The organism is Rhodobacter maritimus, from assembly GCF_058747975.1.
Window position 1 is genome coordinate 785,621 of the sequence record NZ_CM179095.1, and the last position, 22,891, is coordinate 808,511.

The following is a 22,891-nucleotide window of genomic DNA, read 5'->3' on the forward strand; positions in this document are numbered from 1 at the left end:
GAGCGCCGGAGGTTCCTGGCGGCCAACGGAGGGACGGCGATGAGGGCGCTGGTTCTTGGGGCGAGCGGCGGGATCGGCGAAGCACTGTCGCTAGAGCTGCGCGCGCGGGGCGCCGAGGCGTTCGGCCTGTCGCGGCGGCACGATGGGTTTGACCTGACCGATGAGGCCAGCGTCGCGCAAGCTGCCGCGCGCCTTGAGGGAGGGTTTGATCTGATCGTGAATGCAACCGGCGCCTTGCAGATCGGCACGGATCGCCCGGAAAAGACGCTCAACGCGATCACCGCGCAAGCGATGGCGGCGCAATTTGCGCTGAATGCCACCGGGGTTGCATTGGCGTTGCGCTACTTCACGCCTGTGCTGCGCTGCTCGGGGCGGGCGGTCTTTGCCTCGCTGTCGGCGCGGGTCGGCTCGATCGGGGACAACCGGCTGGGGGGGTGGATCAGCTATCGCGCCGCCAAGGCGGCGCAAAACCAGATCATCCGCACCGCCGCGATCGAGATTGCGCGCAAGCGCCCCGAGGCCATCGTCGTGGCGCTGCATCCCGGCACTGTCGAGACCAGCCTGAGCGCCCCATACACCGCCAATCACCCAACGATTTTACCGCAGCACGCGGCACGGGCGCTGCTGGCGGTCATCGACCGTCTGACCCCTACCGAGACCGGCACCTTCTGGGACTGGAAGGGCCAACGGGTGGAGTGGTGAAGGCGCGGCGGAAATCGGACTTACCCGCCAAGATCTGCGCGATCTGCAAGCGCCCGTTCACCTGGCGGCGCAAATGGGCGCGGGACTGGGATCAGGTGCGCTATTGCTCGGAGCGATGTCGCGGAGCGCGCGGGGCTGCGGGCAAATCGCGCCCCGAACACGGGGCATAGGGCGGCGCGGCGTCAAGCGCGGCCAGATGTGCGGCCGCAGCGGTGCGCAGGGCCGATCGCTCGGCCTCGGGCTTGGCGTTCCACGCGCGCACCGGCAGCGACATGCGTGGATTACGGTCCCATCGGTCGGCATGGCGGGCGATGAAGTCCCAGTAGAGTGCATTCCACGGACAGGTCCGCGGTCCGGTCCGGGCCTTGGGGTCATAGGCGCAGCCTTGGCAGTAATCCGACATCCGGTTGATGTAATTGGCGCTGGCGGCATAGGGCTTGGTCGCCAGAAACCCGCCATCGGCACGCTGGGACATGCCCAGCGTATTGGGCAGCTCGACCCATTCATAGGCATCGACATAGACCCCGAGATACCAGCGATGCACCGCCGCCGGGTCCACACCGATCAGCAGCGCATAGGTGCCGGTCACCATCAGGCGCTGGATGTGATGGGCATAGCCGGTCTGGATCGTCTGGCCGATCACCTGCGCCAGACAGCGCATTTCGGTCCGTCCGGTCCAATAGAAGGCCGGCAGCGGGCGTTCCGCGCCAAGCGCGTTCTCGTCCACATATCCCGGCATCTTCAGCCAATAGACGCCGCGCACATATTCGCGCCAGCCGATGATCTGCCGGATGAAGCCTTCGACCGCAGCCAGTGGCGCGCGGCCGGCACGCCATTCGGCCTCGGCGCGGCGGCACAGGTCGAGCGGGTCGAGCAGCCCGAGGTTCAGATAGGGCGACAGGATCGAGTGATACATCCAAGGCCGATCCGCCAGCATCGCATCTTGATTGCGGCCAAACTCCGGCAAGGCCTCGCGCAGGAAGCGGTCGCGGGCGGCTGCTGCACCCTCGCGCCTGACCTGCCAACAAAACGGATCGAGCTGGCCGAAGCTGTCGGGGAACGCACGCGCCACCAGCGCCAGCACTTCGGCGGTGATTGCATCGCGCGCGCCCTGCGGCGGGGCGGGCAGGAACAAACTGTCCTGCGCCGGGGCGCGGTTCTCGGCGTCGAAGTTCCAGCGCCCGCCGGCGGGCTGATCGCCCTCCATCAGAAAGCCCGTCTGCCGCCGCATCAGGCGATAGAACGGCTCCATCACCAAGGTTTTGCGCCCCGCCGCCCAGCGGGCAAAGGCCTCGCGGCTGCACAGGAAGCGGTGATCTTCGCGGATCGTCACGGGTAGACCGAGCCGCTGCCTCCAGCCCTGCATCTCCTGCCACAGTCGCCATTCGCCCGGCGCCGTCACGATGATCTCATCGGGGGCGTGGCGGGCGATCGCATCTTCGACGGCCGCCGCGAGGTCGGGCAGGCCATCGTCCAGCCGGCGGTAGTCCACGCGCCAGCCGTCCGCGCGCAACTCTTGCGCGAAATGGCGCATCGCCGCAAAGACGAGCGCCAGTTTCTGCTTGTGATGATCGACATAGCGCGCCTCGGCCAGAACCTCGGCCATCAGCACGATGTCGCGCCCGGGATCGGCGCCGTCCAGCGCGGAGATGCCGGGCGAAAGCTGATCGCCCAATATCAGGATCAGGTTTCTGGTCACGAGCCGGGCAGAAGGGGGGCGAAAGCTCCGGTGATCGCGCCCGACTGCGGATTGGTCAGCGCCCCCCAGGTGCCGACCACCTGCCCCTCGCCATCCAGAAGCACCTTGTTGAAGTTCCAGCCGGGGGTGAAGCCCCGGGTTTCCGCGAGCCAGCGATAAAACGGATGCGCCTGTGGCCCCTTGACCGGCAGGATGTCGGTCATCGGCAGGGTGATGCCGAATTGCAAGGTGCAGAATTCCTTGACCTGTCTTGCGTCGTCGTATTCCTGCGCGAAGCTGTCGGAGGGCACCGCCAGAACTACAAGCCCGCGCGGCCCATGGGTTTCGTGCAGTGCCTGAAGATCCGCCAATTGTCCGCTGAAGCCGCACAGAGAGGCAGTGTTGACCACCAGCACTGGCCGGCCCCGCCAGTCGGCGGTGTCCAGTGTTCCGCCGTCGATTGAGGGGAAGCTGAAAGCGGGTGCGAGTTCGGCAGCGCGCGCGCGCGTCTGCGTCAGGCTCAGCAGACCAGCCGCGGCACTTAGCGAAAATTGACGTCTATTCATTGGTGCCCCCATTTTTTGACACTACGCGTGTTCGAGTGGATCGGATGACTCGCGGCGGAAAATTTGCGCGCATTCGGCGCGATCTCGGGCCAAGGCCTCGAAACGATGCGATCCTGCCCCAATGAAGTGGTCCGTCGTTATGCTAAGGAAAACGGAGGATCAGAATAGGAACGAAACGGCACAAACCCGGAGAAATTTTCACGAAACTGCGGCAGGTTGAGATGCTTGTCGGTCAAGAGATCAGGCGGATTGATACGATCCGCGAAGTGCCTATCATCGTGCAGTCCTACGACTGCTGGCGCAAGCAGTATGGCGGGATGGGAACCGACTGTTTGGGGGAACTCAAACGGCCGCAGAAGGGGCGCGAGCGCCCCAGGAATGCCGTCTCGGACTTGATGCCGGACAAGCTGATCCTGACGAAGGCAGCAAAGGGAAACTTCTATGCTCCGCTCGGCGCCGGCCCTTGGGCGGGACTTCTCTTTCGATACTCAACAGATGGGATGACTTGGTGACTCAATTGTGAGGTCTTGCTACTCTTGACGAGAACGGCGCACAATTTTGGTAGCTCAATGAGGCTTTGTGATTTCGTTCTCGGCATCTCGACTGTGGCATTCGTCTGCGCTCCCATCATGGGCCGGGCCGATGTGGCCGCCCCCTACTGGGTGCGCGACGCTCAGGTATCGCCGGACGGGAATACCATCGCCTTTACCTATCGCGGGCAGATATGGATCGTTCCGAGTGACGGCCGCGACGCCATCCCCCTGACCGAGCGCCAGTTCCGCAGCACGGCGCCGGTTTGGTCCCCCGACAGCCGCCGGATCGCCTTCGCCTCGGACCGCTTCAATATCTCCGATGTCTTCGTGATGCCCGTCGACGGTGGCGAGATCACGCGGTTGACCCATCACTCGGGCCTCGAGGCGCCGCTGGCCTTCTCTGCGGACGGCGATGAGGTGTTGTTCAGTGCCGCGCGGCTCGGCATGGTCGAGGCAGACTACCTAGACGGGCTCGGTCAGCCGATCGGCGTGCTGATGAAGGTGCCCGTGACCGGCGGGAGGGAAAGGATCATGCTGCCCCTGCCGATGCCCCAAGCCGACCTGAGCCCGGACGGTCGTAAATTGGCCTATGTCGATCGCAAAACGGTCGAGAACTTCTGGCGCAAGGGCGAGATCTCGGACAGCACTCCGGATATCTGGCTTTATGATTTCGAGAGCGGCAACCACGAGAAGCTGACAAGCTATCGCGGCGTCGACCGAAGCCCAGCCTTCGCACCGGATGGGCAGAGCCTTTACTGGACCACCGAGATGCCACAAGCGGGGGTCGAGGATATTGACGCCAAGCCGCAAACCTTCAACGTCTGGCGCATGCCGCTGGATGGCGGGCCGCCGGAACAAGTGACGACGCACGACACCCTGCCGGTGCGCTTCGCATCGGTCGCGGATGACGGCACGCTGGTCTACACTTGGGACACGCAGCTCTGGCGGCTGGATCCCGGCGCGCAAGAGCCGGTGCAGGTGCCGGTCAATATCCGTCAGGGCACGCTCTATACCGGCGAGGTCTTCAGCGATCTTGCGGGCCAGGTTTCCTAGGCAGTCGTGTCGCCCGACAGAGCCGAGATCGCGTTGGTCGCGCGCGGGGAGGTGTTCGTCGCCTCACCCGAAACAGGCGAGGTCCGCCGCATCACCGACACGCCGCAGGCGGAACATTCCGTGAGCTACGCCCCGGATGGCAGGCGGCTGCTCTATGCCGCCGAGCGCGACGGTGACTGGGATATCTACGAGACCGAACTGGGTGCCGACGACAAGGGCTTCATGACGGCGGTGACGTTGTCGGAACGGCGCGTGATAGACACGCAAAGCGACGCCCTGCAACCGGCCTATGCACCCGATGGTCGGCGCATTGCCTACCGGGACGACCGCAACGCGATCCGTATCTTCGACCTCGACACCGGGAGGAGCACCGAGATCCTCCCCGATAGTGCGAGCTACTTTTACAACGTCGATCAGTTCGATTTCGAATGGGCGCCGGACGGCCGCCACATCCTGACCACGACCGGCTTCATCTCGACCAATACCGAGATCGAGATGATCGAGACGATGGGCGCTCACCGCCGCCAAAACCTGAGTGACAGCGGTTTCGGTGACGACAAGGCTGGGTTCAGCCCGGATGGCAGCGTAGTCTTCTGGGCGAGCGACCGGTTTTCCCAGAGGAACCTGTCCTCCGAAGGCGCGATGGTCGACATCATGGCGACCTGGCTCACGGCGGACGGATATCTCGCCCGCGACCTGGGGGAGACGGCGACATCCGACGAGGCGGCAGTCCTGGATTTTGACGGCGTGCCATATCGCACCTCCCGCGTCACGGGCTCTCCTGTCCTGCCGGTTCTGATACGGATGACCGCCGATAACAGTGGGCTGCTGCTGGTCATTTTCCAGCCGGGCTCCGGCATGGTCGAGGCCGAACTGATCGACCTTGCCACGGGCAGGGCCAGACAGGTCTTTGCCAAGCCCGCAACCGGCATCGAACAGATCATCGCAGACAGGGAAGCCTCTACCGTCTACCTCGTCAAGGCCGGTGCCATCGAGACCGTTCAGGTTGCCAGCGGGGCTACATCCTCCGCGCCGTTTTCATTGAAGGCCGGCTTCGATCCGGTCGCCGAGATGCGCTACATCTTCGAGCACCATTGGCGTTTCGTGCAGTCGAAATTCTACGATCCGAACCTGCATGGCGTCGACTGGGCCGCGATGCGGGACGCCTATGCAAGATATCTGCCGCACATCACCCACTGGGAAGATTTCGTCACCCTGATGAACGAATTCCAGGGTGAGTTGAACGCTTCTCACATGACGGCGCGCTTCGTTCAGGAGAACCCGGGCTGGGACAGCACGGCGGAGATCGGGATCTACTATGATACGGCCCATGAAGGCGCGGGGGTGAAGGTCACCGCCGCGCTGCCGGGCGGTCCCGCGGCTCTGGCGGGCGATCCGCTCGACACGGGTGCCGTGATCCTTGCGGTTGACGGTGTGGAGATCGACCCGGGTCGTGACATCTACCCGCTTCTCAACCGCCAGGCCGGACGCAAGCTGCGCCTCACCGTTGCTCCGGCGGATGGTAGCGCCGTCCGTGAAGTCACCCTGCGCGCGGCCGCTCCCGGCAGTGACGGTGAGCTGGCTTACCTTGCCTGGGTCGAGCAGCGACGTGCCATGGTGCTAAAGCTGTCTAGCGGGCGGCTCGGCTATACCCATGTTCGCCACATGATGGACGATTCATACCGGCAGGTCTATTCCGACCTGATGGGGCGCGACCGTGACCGGGAAGGCGCCATCATCGACACACGTTTCAATCTGGGCGGCAACCTTCATGACCAGCTGAGCGCCTTCCTTACCGGCACCCGCCATTCGGGGCTGGTGACCCGGAATCGCGTGGACCTTGGGCCAACCCCATATCTCCGCTGGGCCAAGCCGAGCGCGCTTCTGATGAACAGCTGGAATTACTCGGACGCCTCGGTCTTCCCCTACTACTACATCCGTGAGGGTATCGGTCCTGCGGTCGGCGACCGCGTGCCGGGCACCGGGACGGCGGTGCTGCGCCCCGACCAGCTTGACACGCGGGTCGTCCTCGGGGTGCCGCAGCTGGGCTTCCGGACGATCGAGGGAGATTTCTTCGAGAACCGTGAGGTTGTCCCGGACGAGGTTGTCCATACGCCGCCGGATGCGATGCTGCGCGGTAGCGATCCCCAGCTCGAGGCGGCGGTGGCTGCGCTGTTGCGGGAACTGGGCGAATGACCCCCCAATTGACGGAGGACATGACGATGATGGCACGATCAATGCGCGAACTTGCTCTTGGCCTGATGGTGGCGCTTGCGGGGCCGGTCGCAGCCCAGAACACCAGCAGCGTCGAAGTGCGTTTCGCGCCAGGGAAGACGGGTGCGACCTATAAGGGCGAGATTACCGGTTACGCAGCGGTGGACTATTATCTTCAAGCCGGTGCCGGTCAGACCATGCAGGTCATGCTGAACACGTCCAACCTGTCGAACTACTTCAACGTCTGGGCTCCGGGAGCGGATGCCGCGATGTTTGTTGGCGCAAGCTCCGGTGACCATTTCTCCGGGCAACTGCCTGTGAGCGGGCGCTATCGCATCCAGGTGTTCCTGATGCGCAATGCCGCCCGCCGCGAGGAATCAGCGCGCTACAGTCTCGAGATCTCGATCACCGATGGCGCAGCCGTGCCCGCTGACGAATTCGCAGACGGCCTTTCAGGAGGTCCGGACTGGTACGTCGTCGGTGATCTACCTCCGCAGGACAGCCTGAACGTGCGGTCCGGGCCGGGGACCGGATACGATGTCGTAGGAACCGTGTCCAACGGCGCCGAGTTGCGCAACCTCGGATGCCGGCGTGCCGACAGCTCGCGCTGGTGCCAAATCGAAAATGCTGCAGGCAGCCTGCGCGGATGGGTAAATGGACGATACCTGCGTGAAGGCGCTGTCCCCGCCACTCCCGGCGGCGCTGCCGGGGCTCCGCCGGAAGTGGTGCGTCGGGATAGCGGAGAGTTCGAGATCCGTTTCGACACCGGCTGTACCCTTCTGTTTGCGCCTGTGGGCAGCTTGATCACCGCCGGGTCCAGTTGCACAGCAGAGCAATCCATCCGCGCAAGCAAGGCGGTCGATGCCTATCGCCGCGATCAGGGCTTGTGACCGTTCCGCGCCTGGGATTCTGCTGTAGCTGTCGGTGGCACGCGTGCGCCTGACCAAAGGCCCCTGACGGTCGAAGATCTCCTCGCCAGGACTGTTCATCGTGCTGGTTGCATGGGTCATGATCTTCGAAGCGAAGGCGTTCCACCCGAGCCCGCAGCCGCGACCAGAGCTGCTGCCCAGCAGTCTGGTCTGGCCGGTGCTTCCTGCCGGGATCCTGCTGGCCGCCGTCGTCACATGGCTTGTCGGATGGCGGCGGATCAGGTTCAGGCACCCGCGCGGGCGCAATCTCCCGCTGCTTTGGTTTCCGGTCATCGCGCTTCTCTAGGGAGCGTGGCTTCTGAAAAAGGGCAGGAACGCGCCCGCTTTTGTGTGGACGGTATCTTTGAATGCGCGGTCTCCGTCCCTTGGAAGAAGGAAAAGTAGACAAGGCCGAAGCGATTGCATTTCAGCCTTTGCCGTCTCGTGTGACCGACAACTGATCTCGGTCTTGCCGCCCTTCTCCACATTTGGCCGGATATTCTAGGAATGGGGACGCGGTACTGACGACGACAATAACCTGCTTGACGTTCTGAGGTGGGTGAGACCGGCGCGGGAGCATTCTGCGGGGCATTGCTGGACGCTTGCATCCATCAAACCCATGGCCCGGATCGTCGTCGATCTGCGTGGAAAGGATGGCTGGGGCGGTAGGATTCGAACCTACGGTGCGCGGTACCAAAAACCGGTGCCTTACCACTTGGCTACGCCCCAACGTGGGGGGGTGTTTAGCCAAGCTGCGGTGGCGCCGCAAGAGGAAAAAGCGGCAAATGCGATTGCCGGTGATCTGCGCGCAGGATATGGCGGGGGGCATGGAACGATGCGATGTGCTGGTGCTTGGGGCCGGGGCTGCCGGTTTGTTCGCGGGGGCCGAGGCGGCGCGTCGCGGACGGCGTGTCATGGTGCTGGATCATGCCGCCGCGCCGGGAGAAAAGATCCGGATTTCGGGCGGCGGGCGGTGCAACTTCACCAACCGCGACCTGACCCGGCAGAACGCGCGCGACAGGTTCCTGTCGGAAAATCCGCGCTTCGCGCTTTCCGCATTGTCGCGCTTCACGCCAGAGGATTTCATCGCGCGGGTGGACCGCGCGCGGATCGCCTGGCACGAAAAGACGCTTGGCCAGTTGTTCTGCGATGGCAAGGCCACGCAGATCATCACGATGCTGACCGACGATCTGCGCGCGGCCGGTGGCGTGCTGCGCCTGTCGACCGGGATCGAAGAGGTCGCGCGCGCGGGGCAGGGTTTTGTCACCCGCACCAGCGCCGGGCCGATCGCCTCGGAGGCGGTGATCGTGGCCGCGGGGGGCAAGTCGATCCCGAAGATGGGGGCCTCGGGCCTTGGCTATCGCATCGCAGAGGATTTCGGGCTGCGCGTGACCGGGACGCGCCCGGCCCTTGTGCCGCTGACCTTCGCGGCGCAGGACCTGGCCCTGACCGCGCCCTTGGCGGGCGTCAGCACGCCTGCGCGGGTGCGCCATGGCCGCACCGCGTTCGACGAGGCGCTGCTGTTCACGCATCGCGGCCTGTCGGGGCCCGCGATCCTGCAAATCTCGTCCTATTGGCGCGAGGGCGACGCGATCACGATCGACCTGATGGCGGGGCGCGACATCGGGGCCGAGCTTGCCGCGATGCGGGCCGGGGGCGGGCGGCTTGCGCTGCACAACGCGCTTGCGCGGCTGATGCCGGACCGGCTTGCCGCCTTCGTGGTGGCGCAGGCGGGGCTTTCGGGGCGGCTGGCCGATCAGGGGAACCGGGCGCTTGGGCGGCTGGCCGAACAGGTGCATGGCTGGCAGATCCGCCCCGTCGGGTCCGAGGGCTACCGCACGGCCGAGGTCACGCTTGGTGGCGTGGCCACCGACGGGCTGGACGCGCGGACCATGCAGGCCCGCGCCCATCCGGGCCTGTTCTTCGTGGGCGAGGTGGTGGACGTGACCGGCTGGCTGGGGGGCTACAACTTCCAGTGGGCATGGTCGTCGGGTTGGGCCGCGGGGCAGGTGGCCTGAACGGCCGGCCGCCCCATTCACAGCCGGATCGGATCGGCCTTGGCAAGGGCGTCGAACGCCATGAGCGAGGCCACAAGGGCCGGCATCTGCGCCAGCGGGATCATGTTCGGCCCGTCCGAGGGCGCGATATCGGGCGCCTCATGGGTTTCGATGAACACGCCCGCGATGCCCAGGCTGACGGCGGCGCGCGCCATGACCGGGGCGAATTCGCGCTGCCCGCCCGATGCCCCGCCAAGCCCGCCGGGCTGCTGCACCGAATGGGTGGCGTCCATGATCACCGGATAGCCGGTGCGCGCCATCGTGGGCAGGGCGCGCATATCCGCGACAAGGGTGTTGTAGCCGAACGAGGTGCCCCGCTCGGTCAGCAGGATGCGCTGGTTGCCCGTGGCCTCGACCTTGGCGAGGACATTCGGCATGTCCCATGGGGCAAGGAACTGGCCCTTCTTGATGTTCACCACCGCGCCGGTTTCGCCCGCGGCCAGTAGAAGATCGGTCTGGCGGCACAGGAAGGCGGGGATCTGGATCACATCGGCCACCGTCCCGGCAAGGCGCGCCTGCTCGATGTCGTGAATATCGGTCAGGACGGGGCAGCCGATGCGGGCGCGCACCGTCTCAAGCACCTTCAGCCCGGCCTCGATCCCCATCCCGCGCTTGCCCGAAAGCGAGGTGCGGTTGGCCTTGTCATAGCTGGCCTTGAAGATGAACTGCGCCCCGGCATCGGCGCAGGCCGCGGCCATCGCCTCGGCGATCATCAGGGCGTGCCCCTCGCTTTCCAGCTGGCAGGGGCCCGCGATCACGGTCAGCGGGCGGTCGTTGCCGACGGTCAGCCCGCCGATCTGCACATCCTTCATCGGCTTCTCCGGTCCTCAGCTCGACACCTGCTCGCGCAGGATCGAGACGGTCAATGAAAGCATCAGGTAAATACCCGAAAAGATCAGGAAGGCCAGTAGCGTGCTTTCAAAAGCGCGTGGATAGGTCGGCTCGTCCGGGGCCACGGGGCGCACGCCCATCTCGAGGTAGCGGACCTGCTTGTTGGCCTCGATCCGCGCGTTCTCAAGCTGTTGCACGGACGAAGACAGCATCAGTTGCCGGGTTTCAAGGTCGGCCTCGGCGATCCGCAACTGCCCCGTCACCGCCGCAAGCGAGGCATTCGCCCCGTTGGCCTGGGTCAATGAGGCGCGCAGGTCGGCCACCATGCTTTCCATCCGCGCGATATCGCCGCGCACGCCCTCGACGCGTGCCGCGTTCGGGCGGGCATTGTCGAGAAGCTGTTGCAGTTGCAGGCGTTTTTCCTGCAACTGGGTCTCAAGCGCGGACACCTGGCTCATCACCACGTTGGATTCGGTGATCGGGTCCAGGATCCCAAGCTGTTCCTGAAGTTCAAGCACGCGGTTCTGCGCGTTGAGCACGTTCTGCTCGGCCTCGGCATAGCTTTCGCGCGCGCCCTTCATCTGGTCTTCGCGCAGCCGGTGGGTGAGCTGGTCGACCTGCTCTTCGGCATAGCCGATCAGGGCTTCGGAGAAGCTGCGCGACACGTCGGGATCGGCGGCGATCACCTCCATCTTCACCAGGCCTTCGGAGGGGTCATAGCCGATCTTGACGTTGCGGTTGTAAAGCTTGAAGGCCTTTTCGTTGCTGGCGTTTTCGGGAAGCCGCTGCAACGGGTCGATGAAATCCTGCGAGAAATGCGCCTTGAAGCCGTGATCCCCGTCCAGCCGCAGCATCGCATCGCGCGATTGCAGATAGCTTTGCACGGTGATCGAATCCTGGCTGGTCGCAAGCTGCGTGCCCGAGAAAAGCCCGCCAAGGCCGCCCGCGCCGCCCATGCTGTCGGCCTTCTGGATCACGAATTCGGTCTTGGTGGCGTAAAGCGGCGTGGCGATGACATAGTAATACCATCCCGCAAGGAAGGTCGGCAGGAACACGAAGAAGGCCAGCCGCGCGAACAGCATGGCAAGCTTTTGCCGCCGGCGCCGCGCGATGTCGCGTTGCAGGCGCATGATCTCGCGCGCGCGGGTGTCTTCGTCCAGAAGGCTGGGGCCGGGCAGGCCGGTGCCACTGCGGGGTGCTGCGGGCAACTGGACGCGCTTGCCTTCGGCCTCGGCCGCTTCGGCGGCGCGGGCCTGCGCCACGGCCCCGGTTTCCGATTGCACGACCTTGAGCACCTGGTTGCGGTCGAACGGGTCGATGCCCTTGCGGCGCAGAAGGCGCACCGCCTCATAATCCGATGAGGCCTCGATCCCGTGTTTCTGCGCCACCCGGCGGGCCAGGCGCAACTGCCGCCCGGTCAGCCCCTCGGCGCGGATGCGGGTGATCTCTTCGGCGATGTCGGTGGTGTCGGGCGCGGGGTCGGATGTGCCGCGCGCGGTCTCGAAGCGGCCGGGGCCGAACCCGTCATCCTGCGGCTCGAACAGCTGCCCGACCTCGCCCATGGGATCGGCCGGGGCGGCGGCAGGCGCCTCGGGCAGGCCGGGCTTGGTGCGGAACTTCCTAACCTTTGGTCTGGTAGTCATAAAGACGCTTCGCTTCTTCCAGGGTGTCGAACATATATAGATGACCGTCGTGTAGAACGGCAGCCGAACGGCAGAATTTCTCAAGCGTCGCGGGCTGGTGCGACACCACGACCACGGTCGCGTCGCGCAGCCGGTCGCGCAGGATCGTGCCGGCCTTGCGGTTGAACTCGACATCGGTGCTGTTGGGCATCCCCTCGTCGATCAGGTAGATGTCGAATTCCAGCGCCAGCATCAGCGAGAAGGTGAACCGCGCGCGCATGCCCGAACTGTAAGTGCCCACCGGCATGTCGAAATATTCGCCAAGCCCGCAAAGCCAGCGGCAGAACGCCTCGAGGTAATCGGGATCAAGCCCGTAGAGCCGCGCGATGTAGCGCGCATTCTCGCGCGCGGTGTGCTTGGTGACGACGCCGCCCATGAATCCCAGCGGAAAGGACACCCGGCAGGTCTTGCGGATTTCCCCCTCGTCGGGTTTTTCCAGCCCGGCCATCATGTTGATGATCGTGGTCTTGCCGGTGCCGTTCGGGGCAAGGATGCCAAGCGAATTTCCCAGCTCTACCCGAAAGGAGGCGCGGTCAAGGATCACCTTGCGCTGCTGGCCCGTCCAGAAGGACTTGCTGACATTGTCGAATTCGAGCATTCGCCCCGCCGTCTCTGCCTCGGTCCGGTTTGCGCAGTCTGGGCCGGACAGGTTAACAAGACCCACCGCGGTGCCGGTTTTGGCGCCATTATGTCCGATGTGGCGGGGTTTGCACACAGCAAACATGTGCGGCATCGGCGCAAGGAAACGGAACAGCGATGCCGGAACCGGCCCTGAGCGAAACGATCCGAGCGTGCCGGCTGTGTGCCGCGCGCTTTGCCGCGACCGCGACGGCGCATGAACCGCGCCCGGTGGTGTGGTTCCGGCCCGGCGCGCGGCTTCTGGTGGCCGGGCAGGCGCCCGGCGCGCGGGTGCATGCCTCGGGGCGGCCGTTCAGCGATCCGTCGGGGGACCGGCTGCGCGACTGGATGGGGATCGGGGCCGAGGCGTTCTATGACCGCGCGCGCGTGGCCATCATCCCCATGGCCTTCTGCTTTCCCGGCTATGATGCGCGCGGGGCCGACCTGCCGCCCCCGCCCGTGTGCGCGCAGACATGGCGCGCCCCGGTTCTGAAGGCGCTTGGCCCGGTCGATCTGACGCTTCTGGTGGGCGGGGCGGCGCAACGCTGGCACTTGGGCACGCGCAACGTGACGCAGACGGTTGCCGCATGGCGCGCGCACGCGCCGCACGTCTTTCCCTTGCCCCATCCGTCCTGGCGCAATACGGGTTGGCTGAAACGCAATCCGTGGTTCGAGGCCGAGCTGATCCCCGCCCTTCGCGCCCGTGTGCAAGAGGTACTGCGATGACCCCCTATGACCGCGCCCATGCCGCGATGGAAGCCGCCCCCGAGGATGAGCGGCTGCGCCTTGCCGTCTATGACCGGCTGGCCGATGCCGAGCTGTTCGTCCTCTTGGAGGCGGAACCCGAGGGCGCGGATATCACCCCGCAGCTTTTCAGCACGGATGAGGGCGATTTCGTCCTTGCCTTCGATCTGGAAGAGCGTCTGGCCGCCTTCTGCGACGGCCCGGTGCCGTATGCCGCGCTGCCGGGCCGGGTGATCGCGCAGAACCTTGCCGGTGAGGGGATCGGGCTTGGCATCAACCTGGGGGTTGCGCCCTCGGCCATGCTCTTGCCGCCCGAGGCGCTGGAATGGCTGGCCGATACGCTCAGCCATGCGCCGCAGGCCGCGGCGGGCCGCCCGGTGGCGTTTCACGAACCGGCCCTGCCGCCGGCGATCCTGGGCGCGCTTCTGCCCGCCTTCGAGGCCAAGTTCGCGCAGCTTGCGGGCCTGGCAAGCCATGCGCTTCTGGGCGGCGTCACCTATGAGGACAAGCGACGCGGCCATGTGCTGGCCTTTCTGGGCGCGCCCGAGGCCGCGCAGCCCGGCATCGCCAAGGCCATGTCCGAGGCACTGGCCTTTTCCGGGCTCGAGGCCGGAGAGATCGACGTGACCTTCCTGTCGACTGAAGATCCCGCCGCGCGGGCCCTGCTGGAAAAGGCGCTGGTGCTGGCCCTGCCCGAGCCGGAACAGCAAGAGGTGCAGGAACTGCGCGCGACCGCGCCGGGGATGGACCCGGCGCGGCCGCCGATCCTGCGCTAATAGCCCCGCCCGCGATCCACGAGATAAAGGAACGGCTCCCCGGCCTCGCCGCGGCGGATATTCTCGGCGATGATGCGCGCGGCCGAGGCGGGGCGCGTCTCGGCCGCGATATGCGGCGTGACGGTCACGCGCGGATGGTCCCAATAGGGATGATCGGGGGGCAGCGGCTCGGTGCGGAACACATCGAGCGTGGCCTGCGCCACATGGCCGCTCTCAAGGGCCTCCAGCAGGGCCGTATCGTCGATCAGCGTGCCCCGGCCGGGGTTCAGGATCACCGCCCCGCGCGGCATCCGGGCAAGGGCGGCCGCGTCGATCACGTTCTCGGTTTCGGGCGTATGGGGCAGGACGGTGACAAGGATCTCGGCGCGCGCCAGGGCGGCCTTCAGCCCCTCGGGGCCGGACAGGCAGTCGATCCCGGCCAGCGATTTCGGGCTGCGGCTCCAGCCGGTCACGCGGAAATTGAGCGTGCCGAGCATGGCCGCGCAGGCCGCGCCCAGCTCGCCCAGCCCCAGAACGACGACTTGCCGATCGCGCGCGAGGGGTGGGGTTTCTCCGTTGCGCCAGATGCCGTCCTGCGCCCCCAGCCAGCGGTCGATCCCGAGATGGCTGCGCAGAACATGGCCGGTGACCCATTCCACCATGCCCTCGCGCAGACCGGTATCGACCATGCGGCACAGCGGCTGGGTCAGGGTGGCGTTGCCCACGATCCGCTCGACCCCCGCCCAAAGGCTCAGGACGGCGCGGGCGCGGGTGAAGGGGGTGAAATCGGAAACGGGGCCGTTGGGGGCATAGATCAGATAGTCGACATCTGCGGGGGCGGTTCGGGGGCCGGCCATCGTGACCGAAAGCCCCGCCTCGGCGAAGGCTGCGGCAAGGGCCGGTTCATAGCTCGGCCAAAGCCGCTCGGGTGCGGCGAAAAGGACGGTGGGCATGTTACCTCGGGCGGTGAATATGGGCGCTTTGCACAAGCCCGAAGGCCATCAGCAGGATCATCATCGCCGTTCCGCCATAAGATACAAGGGGGAGCGGCACGCCCACTACGGGCATCAGCCCCGTTACCATCGCCATATTCACCGCGAAGAAAAAGAAGAACGTGCCCGCAATGCCAAGCGTCAGCAGGGCGGCGAAGCGGTCCTTGTTGCTGAGTGCTGAATGGATGCAGAAAGCGATGATCCCGGCATAGATCAGCAAAAGCGCGATCGCCCCGAGAAAGCCGAACTCCTCGGCCAGCGTGGTGAAGATGAAATCGGTGTGCTTTTCGGGCAGGAAGTTCAGCCGTGACTGGGTGCCCTGCATGAAGCCGCGCCCCGACCAGCCGCCGGAGCCAAGCGCGATCTGCGCCTGGGTGATGTTGTAACCCGCGCCAAGTGGGTCCGAGGACGGGTCGAGAAACGTGTCGATGCGGCGGAACTGGTAGTCCTTGATCAATTGCCAGCTGGTGCCCCGGCTTTCGAGCACGGCGAAAACCAGCCCCACCCCGGCCGCCATCACGGTGCCGAAATACCAAAGGCTGACGCCCGCGCAGAACATCACCAGCCCGCCCCCGGCCAGCAGCAGGATCGCGGTGCCGAGATCGGGCTGCTTGAGCACGAGGGCCGTGGGCAGAAGGATCAGCGCAACCGGGATAGCGACCCAAAGCGGGCGTGACACCTTCGAGACATCGAGCCAGTCGTAATAGGCCGCAAGCAGCATCACGAGCGCGATCTTCATCAGCTCCGAGGGTTGCAGGCGCAGGGGGCCAAGCTCGATCCAGCGCTGCGCCCCCATCCCGATCGAGCCGAACAGCTCGACCGCGATCAGCAGCAGAAGCGAGACGATATAGGCAAGGGCGGAAATGTTGCGCCAGAACCAGATCGGCACGAAGGCCACGATGAACATGGCCGCCATGCCGAAGCCGAAGCGCTTCATCTGCGGCTCGGCCCATGTCTCGATGCGTCCGCCGGCCACCGAATACAGCATCAGGAACCCGGTGCAGGCCACCGCTGTCAGCAGGATCACCAGCGGCCAGTTCAGGTAAAGCACCTTGCGAAAACCGGTGGGAACCGTCTTGAGGTTGGACTCGAGATAGCTCATGCGCGGGTCTTTCCGTCGCCGACGGTCTCGGGATCGACCAGATCGAGGCTTTCCTGCATCGAACGGATCCGCCCGCGCTGGCTTTCGGGATAGGCGGTCAGTGGCGGCACACCCCCGTTCAGTGCGAACAGAAGGATGTCGCGCGCGACCGGCGCGGCCGCGGTCGAGCCGCCGCCGCCATGCTCGACCACGACGCTGACCGCATAGCGTGGATTGTCGACCGGGGCGTAGGCCACGAACAGGCCATGGTCGCGCCGGTTCCAGGGCAGCTGGTCGTTGGAGATGACGCCGCGTGCACGCTCGGCGGCGGTGATGTTGCGCACCTGGCTGGTGCCGGTCTTGCCTGCCATGGTCCATTCCGCGGCGACGATGCGCGAACTTTTTGCCGTGCCGCGGCGGGAATTGACGACAGCGTCCATCCCCTTGCGCACATTGCCAAGCCAAGCCGGATCAAGGCCCAGATCCGCGGCCTGCGGCACCGGCATCTCGACCCCGTCGATCGAATGGATCAGCCGCGGCACCACCGCCTTGCCCGAGGCGATACGCGCCGCCATCACCGCAAGATGCAGCGGCGAGGATAGCACGAAACCCTGTCCGATCGAGGCGTTGATCGTATCACCGATCAGCCAGTCCTTTCCGTAACGCTCGGATTTCCAGGCCTTGGTCGGGGCGAGTCCTTCGGCCACGGCGGACATTGGCAGATCGTGGCGCACGCCCAAGCCAAGGCGCTGCGCCATCGCCGAGATCCGGTCGATCCCGACACGCTGCGCGATGTCGTAGAAGAACACGTCGCAAGATTGCTCGAGGCTCTGGATCAGGTTCATGCGGCCGTGGCCTGCGCGTTTCCAGCAATGGAATCTGCGCCCCCCGACCTCCAGGTGACCGGGACAATAGACGGTTTCATCGGGCGTGATAACGCCGGCCTCAAGAGCGGCAAGCGCGGTGACCATCTTGTAGGTCGAACCGGGGGGATAGACGCCCTGCACCGTCTTGTCGGCCAGCGGGCGGTGGTCGTCTTCGGTCAGCGTGCGGTAATCCGCACTCGAGATGCCGCGCACGAACAGGTTGGGGTCGAAGGACGGCGCCGAACTGATGGCGATCAGATCGCCGTTCTGCACATCCATCACTACGGCGGCGGCGCTTTCCTCACCCAGCCGGGCAAGCGCGTAGTTCTGCACGCGGTAATCGACGGTCAGTTGCAGGTTGACGCCGGGCGCGCCCTCGCGCCGGCCCAACTCGCGCATCTCGCGCCCGGCCGAGTTCACCTCGACCCGGCGTTGCCCGGCGCGGCCGCGCAGCCGGTCTTCCAGCTTCGCCTCGACCCCCAGCTTGCCAAGCTGGAACTTGGGGATGTTGAGCAGCGGATCGGGATTCTCGATCTGGCTCAGGTCATAATCCGAAACCGGGCCGACATAGCCAAGGATATGCGCGAAATCCTGTGCGCGCGGATAGAGGCGCGACAGCCCCACATCGGGCGTCACGCCGGGCAGGGCAGGGGCGTTGACCGCAACGCGCGAGAACTCTTCCCAGCTCAGCCGGTCGGCCACGGTGACGGGGGTGGTGGGCGCGCGGCGGCGAAATTCGGCCAGCAGCTCTTCGGTTTCGGCCTCGCCGATGGGGATCAGACGGCGCAGGTCGGACAGGACCTGTTCGACATCGCCCGCATCCTCGCGCGTGATGGTCACGCGGTAATTCTGCTCGTTTCCGGCCAGAAGCACGCCGTTGCGGTCATGCACCAGCCCGCGCGCAGGGGGGATCAGCCGGATCTTGACCGAGTTGCCCTCCGCCAGAAGGCGGAACTGATTGGCGCGCTCGACCTGCATGGTGTGCATACGCGTGCCGAGCACTGCCACCATCGCCGCCTGCGCCCCGCCCAGCATCAGCCCGCGGCGAGTAATCATGCGGGCGCTTTCCTGCGTGTCCTTGGGCGAGCGTCTCATAGCCGGTGCCCCAATGCATCCACCTCGCCCGGTGCCGCGCGGCGCAGGCCAAGCGCCAGGCGCGAGGCCACGACCACCAGCGGATAGGCCGCCAGCGTCACCAGAAGGCGCAAAAGCTCCATCCCCAGGGGCGGCTGCTCGATCATGACCAGCGCCAGAACCAGCCGCCGGGCAATCAGCATCGCCACCATGAGCCCGCCGACCACCGCCAGTTCAAGCACATGCGGCAGGTCCCGCAGGCCCTGTTCGCGGGCGCGCAGAAGCTCGGTCCCCAGCAGAACGATCAGCGGCCAGAGCCCCGGCGGGCGCATATACATCAGATCCTCCAGCAGGAAGACCGCGACGATCAGAAGCGCGGGCACATAGTCGGGCCGGCGCAGCACCCATGCAAGCGTCAGGGCCAGCATAAGGTCCGGCCCCGGAATGCCGCCCGCACCGGAGGACAGCGGCAGAAGGTGCAAGAACAGGATCACCGCGGCGATGCCGGCGAACAGCGCGCGGTGCAGGATGCGGCGGGTGGTCAGCGGATCAACCATCGCCCTCGCCCTCCGGGGCGGTCTCGGCGGTCAAGTCGGGGTCGGGCAGCGTGGCGGGCGGGATCAGCGGGCCCGCATCGTGCAACTGCTCGGCCGGGTGAGAGCGCAGCACGCGCAGGAAATCCAGCCGCTCGTAATCGGCCGACAGGCGCACGCGCAGGCGCTTGTCCTGGCCCTGAAGCAACTGCCCCACCAGAAGCCCGGCGGGAAACACCCCGCCATCGCCCGAACTGATGACCCGGTCGCCCGGCCGCACCTGTTCGGGGCTTTCGAGAAAGTCGATCAGCGGCAGCGCGGTATTGTCGCCCGCAAGGATGGCGCGCTGTCCCGACGGCTGGATCGTGACGGGGATGCGGCTGGAGGGGTCGGTCAGCAGGATCACGCGGCTGGTGGTGCGCCCCACGCCCGAGATCCGCCCGACAAGGCCCAGCCCGTCCATCGTCGCCCAGCCATCCACGATCCCGTCGCGCGACCCGACATTCAGCAGCACCGACTGGCGGAACGGGCTTCCGCTATCGGCCAGAACGACGCCCGAGACCGAGGTCAGCTTGGGGTCGAGCCGCACCTGGTTCTGCGCCAGCAGCTTGGCGTTCTGCTGCTCAAGCTGGACCGCGGCTTCTTTCCAGGACTTCATCTGCTGCAACTCGCGCCGCAATTCCTGGTTCTGCTGATAGATGCGGGCGTAGGACTGGAACCCCTCGACCATGCCAAGGAAATGCGTCACCGGCACCATGGCCCAGTCGAAGGTGGGCACGAAACGGTCGATGAAGGCCGCGCGCAGCCGCTCGACCCGCGGGCTGTCGATGCGCCAGACCACAAAGGTGGTGGCCAGCAGCAGAACCAGCACCGTCACAAGGATGCGGCGCAGCGGTCCTGCATAATCCTGATCGTCGCGATCTCTGGCCAAGGCGTCCTCGCGTCAGGCGCCGGTGCGGCGCTCAGCTGTCGTAGTCGATCACATGCCGGAGTTGCTTTTCATATTCCAGCGCCTTGCCCGTCCCGAGGGCCACACAATTCAGTGACTGGTCGGCGATGGAGATCGAGAGCCCGGTCTGTTCGCGCAGGCTCAGGTCCAGCTCGCCCAGAAGCGCGCCGCCGCCCGTCAGCATGACGCCGCGGTCGACGATATCGGCGGCCAGATCGGGGGGGGTGGCTTCAAGCGCCTGCATCACCGCATCGCAGATCTGCTGCACGGGTTCGGCCAGGGCTTCGGCAACCTGCGCCTGGTTGATCTCGGTTTCCTTGGGCACGCCGTTCAGCAGGTCGCGCCCGCGTACCAGAAGGCTGGCGCCGCGCCCGTCATCGGGCATGCGCGCGGTGCCGATGGTGGTCTTGATCCGCTCGGCGGTGGATTCGCCGATCAGAAGGTTCTGGTTGCGGCGCAGGTAAGAGATGATCGCCTCGTCCATGCGGTCGCCCCCCACCCGGACCGAGCGCGCATAGACGATGTCGCCAAGCGACAGCACCGCCACCTCGGTCGTGCCGCCGCCGATATCCACCACCATGCTGCCGGTGGGGTCGGTGATCGGCATGCCCGCGCCGATGGCGGCCGCGATCGGTTCCGCGATCAGGCCCGCGCGGCGCGCCCCCGCCGACAGGACCGATTGCCGGATCGCGCGCTTTTCCACCGGGGTCGCGCCATGGGGCACGCAGACGATGACCTTGGGCTTGGAGAAGGTCGTGCGCTTGTGCACCTTGCGGATGAAATGCTTGATCATCTCTTCGGCGCTGTCGAAATCGGCGATGACGCCGTCGCGCATCGGGCGGATCGCCTCGATCGAGCCCGGCGTCCGGCCCAGCATCAGCTTGGCATCCTCGCCCACGGCCAGCACCTGCTTCTTGCCGTCCTTGACGTGATAGGCCACGACCGAAGGCTCGTTCAGGATGATCCCGCGTCCCTTCACATAGACCAGCGTATTCGCCGTTCCGAGGTCGATCGCCATGTCAGACGAAAAGATACCGCCAAAGCCCGCCATTTGATTACCGTCCCCGAATGTCTGCTACAGGAAGATCCGGGGTCTGCTGGCGCGGGCCCCGTCATTCATCCCTGCACGATATAGGCAAAGCCCGCGAAATCTGGAAGGGGAAACCCTTTGGGGCGCCGCATGGGCAGCGGCGTTCCGCTTGGGGCAGGGGGATAAAGTTTCATTTATCAATCAAAGATGGTGATTAGTGGGAAGTTTGACGCACTGAATGTCACTTATCGAACAACTCACGAATCCGCGCGCAAAGCGCCGCATTCCGGGGGCATGGCGTTCAGGCAAGGCGCGCAGCCGAATCGGCCATGTCCGCAGGCATGAAAAAAGGGGGCCGTCGGCCCCCTTTCCGCGTCGCTGTCCGCCCGGATCAGAGCTTGTAGCTGACCTGCTTCATGTCCGCGTCGGGCGCGGTCTTCTCGCGGCGCAGGCGCAGCCGGTTGAGCGCACCGACATAGGCCTTCACGCTGGCCAGGATCGTGTCGGTATCGGCGGCCGAGCCGGTGACGATCCGCCCGTCCTCTTCCATCCGCACGCTGACGGTGGCCTGCGCATCGGTGCCTTCGGTCACGGCATGCACTTGATAGAGCTGCAACCGCGCGTCATGCGGATAGATCTGCTGCACCGCGCGGAAGGCGGCATCGACCGGCCCGTCGCCCGAAGTGTCGGCATAATGCTCGACCCCGTCGACCAGCAGCTTGATCTCGGCCGACTGCCCTTCCGAGCCGCAGATCACGCGCAGCCATTTCACCTGCAGGTAATCGCTGTCGGTATTGGCGGCCTGATCGGCCATCAGCGCGACAAGATCCTCGTCATAGATCTCTTTCTTGCGGTCGGCGAGCGCCTTGAAGCGCACGAAGACATCGTTGAGCTGGTTTTCGGCCATCTCGAAGCCCAGCTCCTTGAGCTTGGAGCGCAGCGCGGCGCGGCCCGAATGCTTGCCCATGGCGATGTTGGTTTCGGTGATGCCGATATCGGCGGGCTTCATGATCTCGAAGGTCTCGACATTCTTCAGCACGCCGTCCTGATGGATGCCGCTTTCGTGCAGGAAGGCGTTCTTGCCCACGATCGCCTTGTTGAACTGCACCGGAAAGCCCGAAACCTGCGCCACGCGGCGCGACAGGTTCATGATTTTGGTGGTGTCGATGCCGGTCTGGTAGGGCATGATGTCCTGGCGGACCTTCATCGCCATCACCACCTCTTCCAGCGCGGTGTTGCCCGCGCGTTCGCCCAGGCCGTTGATCGTGCATTCGATCTGGCGCGCGCCCGCCTCCACGGCGGCCAGCGCGTTGGCCGTGGCCATGCCCAGATCGTTGTGGCAGTGGGTGGCGAAGACGATCTCGTCCGCGCCGGGCACGCGCTCGATCAGCATGCGGATCAGCGCGGCCGATTCCATGGGCGCGGTATAGCCCACCGTGTCGGGGATGTTGATCGTGGTGGCGCCCGCCTTGATCGCGATCTCGACGACGCGGCACAGATAGTCATGCTCGGTCCGCGTCGCATCCATCGGCGACCATTGCACGTTGTCGCACAGGTTGCGCGCCTGGCTGACCGTGTCATGGATGACCTGCGCCATCTGGTCCATGTCCAGGTTCGGGATCGCGCGGTGCAGCGGCGAGGTGCCGATGAAGGTATGGATGCGCGGCCGGCGGGCGTGTTTCACGGCTTCCCAGCAGCGGTCGATATCGGCGGGCTTGGCGCGGGCGAGGCCGCAGATCACCGCATTGCGGGCGTTTTTCGCAATGTCGCTGACCGCCTCGAAATCGCCTTCCGAGGCGATGGGGAAGCCGGCTTCGATGATGTCCACGCCCATCTCGTCCAGGAGCTGGGCGATTTCCAGCTTTTCGTCATGGGTCATGGTGGCGCCGGGCGATTGTTCGCCGTCGCGCAATGTGGTGTCAAAGATCAGAACGCGGGATTTGTCGGTCTTGGTCATGGGAATCTCTCTTGTGTCCTCAGCTGTGGCTGTGGGCGCTGGTCACCTCTGAGCGGTCGCACCCGGGG

21 protein-coding genes, 1 tRNA gene and 1 pseudogene are annotated in these 22,891 nt (G+C 65.6%); 10 read left to right on the plus strand and 13 right to left on the minus strand.

Features of this window, described 5'->3' with window-relative positions; translation table 11 throughout:
• The first annotated feature begins 39 nt into the window (after window positions 1-39).
• Both AC4PTO_RS03960 and AC4PTO_RS03965 read left to right on the plus strand, forming a co-directional pair.
• Window positions 40-702, plus strand: a complete 663-nt coding sequence (locus tag AC4PTO_RS03960; protein WP_492732094.1) for an SDR family NAD(P)-dependent oxidoreductase — start codon at window positions 40-42, stop codon at window positions 700-702.
• Window positions 699-872, plus strand: coding sequence for a DUF2256 domain-containing protein (locus AC4PTO_RS03965; RefSeq protein WP_492732096.1), 174 nt, complete (start codon window positions 699-701; stop codon window positions 870-872). Before AC4PTO_RS03960 ends, AC4PTO_RS03965 begins: the two co-directional genes overlap by 4 nt.
• On the opposite strand, the gene AC4PTO_RS03970 is transcribed toward AC4PTO_RS03965, so the two are convergent.
• Both AC4PTO_RS03970 and AC4PTO_RS03975 read right to left on the minus strand, forming a co-directional pair.
• Window positions 803-2,401: a cryptochrome/photolyase family protein gene (locus tag AC4PTO_RS03970; protein ID WP_492732098.1), complete on the minus strand. Its 1,599-nt coding sequence runs from the start codon at window positions 2,399-2,401 to the stop codon at window positions 803-805. The two genes, AC4PTO_RS03965 and AC4PTO_RS03970, sit on opposite strands and share 70 nt — an antisense overlap.
• Window positions 2,398-2,946 (minus strand): glutathione peroxidase, encoded by a 549-nt coding sequence (locus AC4PTO_RS03975; protein WP_492732100.1) that lies wholly within the window; start codon window positions 2,944-2,946, stop codon window positions 2,398-2,400. Before AC4PTO_RS03975 ends, AC4PTO_RS03970 begins: the two co-directional genes overlap by 4 nt.
• Before the next feature lie 164 nt (window positions 2,947-3,110).
• On the opposite strand from AC4PTO_RS03975, the pseudogene AC4PTO_RS03980 reads away from it, so the two are divergent.
• From AC4PTO_RS03980 to AC4PTO_RS04000, 5 genes and pseudogenes are all read left to right on the plus strand, one after another.
• A pseudogene (locus AC4PTO_RS03980) lies at window positions 3,111-3,395 on the plus strand (IS3 family transposase); the annotation flags it as partial.
• A 120-nt stretch (window positions 3,396-3,515) separates the two neighbouring features.
• Window positions 3,516-4,532 carry a hypothetical protein gene (locus AC4PTO_RS03985; RefSeq protein WP_492732102.1) on the plus strand — a complete coding sequence of 339 codons (1,017 nt, stop codon included), beginning with the start codon at window positions 3,516-3,518 and terminating at the stop codon, window positions 4,530-4,532.
• A 6-nt stretch (window positions 4,533-4,538) separates the two neighbouring features.
• Window positions 4,539-6,728 carry a S41 family peptidase gene (locus AC4PTO_RS03990; protein ID WP_492732105.1) on the plus strand — a complete coding sequence of 730 codons (2,190 nt, stop codon included), beginning with the start codon at window positions 4,539-4,541 and terminating at the stop codon, window positions 6,726-6,728.
• Window positions 6,729-6,748: 20 nt separating this feature from the next.
• Window positions 6,749-7,636, plus strand: a complete 888-nt coding sequence (locus tag AC4PTO_RS03995; RefSeq protein ID WP_492732107.1) for an SH3 domain-containing protein — start codon at window positions 6,749-6,751, stop codon at window positions 7,634-7,636.
• Window positions 7,637-7,736: 100 nt separating this feature from the next.
• A complete protein-coding gene (locus AC4PTO_RS04000; RefSeq protein ID WP_492732108.1) occupies window positions 7,737-7,961 on the plus strand; it encodes a hypothetical protein in 225 nt (74 codons plus the stop codon).
• 347 nt (window positions 7,962-8,308) lie between these two features.
• Here AC4PTO_RS04000 and AC4PTO_RS04005 read toward each other — a convergent pair.
• A tRNA-Gln gene (locus tag AC4PTO_RS04005) sits at window positions 8,309-8,383 on the minus strand.
• A gap of 98 nt (window positions 8,384-8,481) precedes the next feature.
• On the opposite strand from AC4PTO_RS04005, the gene AC4PTO_RS04010 reads away from it, so the two are divergent.
• Complete coding sequence (locus tag AC4PTO_RS04010; RefSeq protein ID WP_492733526.1) at window positions 8,482-9,672, plus strand: BaiN/RdsA family NAD(P)/FAD-dependent oxidoreductase; 1,191 nt, start codon at window positions 8,482-8,484, stop codon at window positions 9,670-9,672.
• Window positions 9,673-9,689: 17 nt separating this feature from the next.
• Here the strand turns inward: AC4PTO_RS04010 and kdsA are convergent, their stop codons facing one another.
• Genes kdsA through AC4PTO_RS04025 form a run of 3 tightly spaced genes read right to left on the minus strand, consistent with a single transcriptional unit; the run spans window position 9,690 to window position 12,822 of the window.
• On the minus strand, window positions 9,690-10,523 hold the full coding sequence (gene kdsA, locus AC4PTO_RS04015) for a 3-deoxy-8-phosphooctulonate synthase (RefSeq protein WP_492732112.1): 834 nt from the start codon (window positions 10,521-10,523) through the stop codon (window positions 9,690-9,692).
• A 15-nt stretch (window positions 10,524-10,538) separates the two neighbouring features.
• A complete protein-coding gene (locus AC4PTO_RS04020; protein WP_492732116.1) occupies window positions 10,539-12,185 on the minus strand; it encodes a KpsE/RkpR family capsule polysaccharide export protein in 1,647 nt (548 codons plus the stop codon).
• A complete protein-coding gene (locus tag AC4PTO_RS04025) occupies window positions 12,163-12,822 on the minus strand; it encodes an ABC transporter ATP-binding protein (RefSeq protein WP_492732120.1) in 660 nt (219 codons plus the stop codon). Before AC4PTO_RS04025 ends, AC4PTO_RS04020 begins: the two co-directional genes overlap by 23 nt.
• 158 nt (window positions 12,823-12,980) lie before the next feature.
• Here AC4PTO_RS04025 and AC4PTO_RS04030 point away from each other — a divergent pair, with 158 nt between their 5' ends.
• Together AC4PTO_RS04030 and AC4PTO_RS04035 are read left to right on the plus strand one after the other, a co-directional pair.
• Window positions 12,981-13,568: a uracil-DNA glycosylase family protein gene (locus AC4PTO_RS04030; RefSeq protein WP_492732122.1), complete on the plus strand. Its 588-nt coding sequence runs from the start codon at window positions 12,981-12,983 to the stop codon at window positions 13,566-13,568.
• On the plus strand, window positions 13,565-14,362 hold the full coding sequence (locus AC4PTO_RS04035; protein WP_492732124.1) for an SseB family protein: 798 nt from the start codon (window positions 13,565-13,567) through the stop codon (window positions 14,360-14,362). Before AC4PTO_RS04030 ends, AC4PTO_RS04035 begins: the two co-directional genes overlap by 4 nt.
• Here AC4PTO_RS04035 and AC4PTO_RS04040 read toward each other — a convergent pair.
• From AC4PTO_RS04040 to AC4PTO_RS04070, 7 genes are all read right to left on the minus strand, one after another.
• Window positions 14,359-15,294 (minus strand): 2-hydroxyacid dehydrogenase, encoded by a 936-nt coding sequence (locus tag AC4PTO_RS04040; protein ID WP_492732126.1) that lies wholly within the window; start codon window positions 15,292-15,294, stop codon window positions 14,359-14,361. The two genes, AC4PTO_RS04035 and AC4PTO_RS04040, sit on opposite strands and share 4 nt — an antisense overlap.
• A 1-nt stretch (window position 15,295) precedes the next feature.
• Complete coding sequence (gene rodA / locus AC4PTO_RS04045; RefSeq protein ID WP_492732128.1) at window positions 15,296-16,435, minus strand: rod shape-determining protein RodA; 1,140 nt, start codon at window positions 16,433-16,435, stop codon at window positions 15,296-15,298.
• Window positions 16,432-18,375, minus strand: a complete 1,944-nt coding sequence (gene mrdA / locus AC4PTO_RS04050; RefSeq protein WP_492732129.1) for a penicillin-binding protein 2 — start codon at window positions 18,373-18,375, stop codon at window positions 16,432-16,434. Before mrdA ends, rodA begins: the two co-directional genes overlap by 4 nt.
• On the minus strand, window positions 18,372-18,911 hold the full coding sequence (locus AC4PTO_RS04055; protein WP_492732131.1) for a rod shape-determining protein MreD: 540 nt from the start codon (window positions 18,909-18,911) through the stop codon (window positions 18,372-18,374). Before AC4PTO_RS04055 ends, mrdA begins: the two co-directional genes overlap by 4 nt.
• Window positions 18,904-19,818 carry a rod shape-determining protein MreC gene (gene mreC / locus AC4PTO_RS04060; protein ID WP_492732132.1) on the minus strand — a complete coding sequence of 305 codons (915 nt, stop codon included), beginning with the start codon at window positions 19,816-19,818 and terminating at the stop codon, window positions 18,904-18,906. Before mreC ends, AC4PTO_RS04055 begins: the two co-directional genes overlap by 8 nt.
• Window positions 19,819-19,849: 31 nt before the next feature.
• Complete coding sequence (locus tag AC4PTO_RS04065) at window positions 19,850-20,887, minus strand: rod shape-determining protein (RefSeq protein ID WP_492732134.1); 1,038 nt, start codon at window positions 20,885-20,887, stop codon at window positions 19,850-19,852.
• Between the two features lie 370 nt (window positions 20,888-21,257).
• Window positions 21,258-22,823, minus strand: coding sequence for a 2-isopropylmalate synthase (locus AC4PTO_RS04070; RefSeq protein WP_492732135.1), 1,566 nt, complete (start codon window positions 22,821-22,823; stop codon window positions 21,258-21,260).
• Window positions 22,824-22,891: the final 68 nt, after the last annotated feature.